The 1,690-nt window shown below is 42.0% G+C and carries 2 protein-coding genes; one reads left to right on the top strand and one right to left on the bottom strand.

Going from position 1 to position 1,690, the window contains the following annotated elements:
* Nucleotides 1-64 precede the first annotated feature (64 nt).
* On the top strand, nucleotides 65-973 hold the full coding sequence (locus H6G97_RS50965) for a LysR family transcriptional regulator (RefSeq protein WP_199350211.1): 909 nt from the start codon (nucleotides 65-67) through the stop codon (nucleotides 971-973).
* Between the two features lie 358 nt (nucleotides 974-1,331).
* Here H6G97_RS50965 and H6G97_RS50960 read toward each other — a convergent pair whose 3' ends face one another.
* Nucleotides 1,332-1,580 (bottom strand): hypothetical protein, encoded by a 249-nt coding sequence (locus tag H6G97_RS50960; protein ID WP_190947761.1) that lies wholly within the window; start codon nucleotides 1,578-1,580, stop codon nucleotides 1,332-1,334.
* Nucleotides 1,581-1,690: the final 110 nt, after the last annotated feature.

The raw sequence follows: 1,690 nt of genomic DNA, 5'->3' as shown, positions 1-1,690 counted from the left end.
AATTGAGAAGAGGTGATATTTCACTTCTTTATCCACTTATTTTCAACAATCTGTGATTAAGAGTTTGTCAAACCTGTTGTCGTTCGTGCGCGTTGCAGAAGCCCAAAGTTTTGTTCAAGCATCGAATGTTCTAGGCTTGTCTACTTCAGCTCTGAGCAAAGCAGTTGCGCGCTTAGAAGCGGATTTGGGAGTTAAGCTTTTCCATCGCACTACTCGTAGCATTAGCCTAACGTTTGATGGAGTCAGGTTTTATGAAGGATGCCAGCAATTACTGGGTGAACTAGATGCCCTTGAAGCAGAAATTCAAGGGAATCGTGCTGCTCCCAAAGGGCGATTAACCGTAAGTGTCCCGCCTGCATTTGGGCGCGTTTGCTTAGTGCCAATCCTCAAGGCATTCACCCAAATGTTTCCAGACATGACTCTTGACATTTCTATGGACGATCGCCATGTGGATCTAGCTGAACAAGCAGTTGATGTGGTAATTCGTACAGGGCAATTGAACGACAGCGCCAATCTGATTGCTAGCCAACTCGTCACTTATCCTTTAGTGGTTTGTGGTTCACCTACATATTTTGAACAACACCCTAAACCCCAGCACCCAGAACAACTTCAACAACATAGCTGTTTAAATTTTCGCAATCGAGCAACTGGACGTATTTACCCGTGGTCTTTTACGCAAGCTCGCAAAGTTGAGCGATATGCAGTCAGTGGTTCTGTTGTCTTTGATAATGCAGATGCGATCGTCCGCTCAACAATCGCAGGATTAGGTCTGAGCCAGATGCCAGGATTCTTGGCAGCAGAAGCAATTGAGAACGGCAATTTAGTAGAAGTTCTTAATATCTATCGACCACTAGAAGTTCCAGTCTGGATCTGCTATCTTGATCGTCGCTTGGTTGCACCCAGGATTCGCTCATTTGTTGAGTTTACAGCAGCACAAAAAGAGGTTTTTACGTTAATCTGTAACTGTAGCTAAGTAAGCCGTGGGAAAATTTTATAAGTATGTAACAAACAATTAAGCAGAAGAATTAAAATTAAATCTTACACAGTGTGTACTGTTGCACCTTAAAATGCACCCTCCAAAACTACCAAATATACTGTTGTTAATAATTCTACGTCTTACCGAGATGACGGGCGGGGATTTCAGTAATCCTAAAAAATATTCATATTCGATAGTTGTAAATAGAGATAATTACTCTTGTCTGCGTCGATGATTTTATCGCCTCAATTAGTTCTTTCTCCCTTCAACCGGGAAGTTGATATTTAACGGGGGTAGGCTCATGGCTATACATGACTTGACTTACCTACCCAAATCTTGCTACCTAATTTATTCTCTATCCCGCAATACCTTTACCACTCTTGTAAGTCATAGCTCTGGGTTTTCTCTTTTTGAGAGGAACTACTGATTTCTTGGGTGCTTGTGGCGGACGGCATTGCTCACAGTAGAGCGGTCGCACACCAAAGGTTTCTCGTTGTGTGGGTTGTTCACACTGCTTACAGACAAAGTTGAAAACGCGAGTATGAATTTCCCGCTTGTGCGCTCTGACGGTGTACTCTCGGACATCAATTGTTTTGCTGGACATTGATTAGTTTTTTAAGTTGCTATTTATAAATATAGTTTCTTGTTTTTGACTAATAGTATAGCCAGAGCATCATCTTCATGATTAAAACAAGGATAATTGCCCTAGCGAAA

The sequence above is a fragment of the Nostoc flagelliforme FACHB-838 genome, from assembly GCF_014698065.1.
Taxonomy (GTDB): domain Bacteria; phylum Cyanobacteriota; class Cyanobacteriia; order Cyanobacteriales; family Nostocaceae; genus Nostoc; species Nostoc flagelliforme_B.
This window is presented reverse-complemented; position numbering and strand designations above follow the sequence as displayed.

Coding starts and splice junctions, on each gene's coding strand:
- H6G97_RS50960 (WP_190947761.1), bottom strand. CDS start 1,580: ATGTCCAGCAAAACAATTGATGTCCGAGAGTACACCGTCAGAGCGCAC.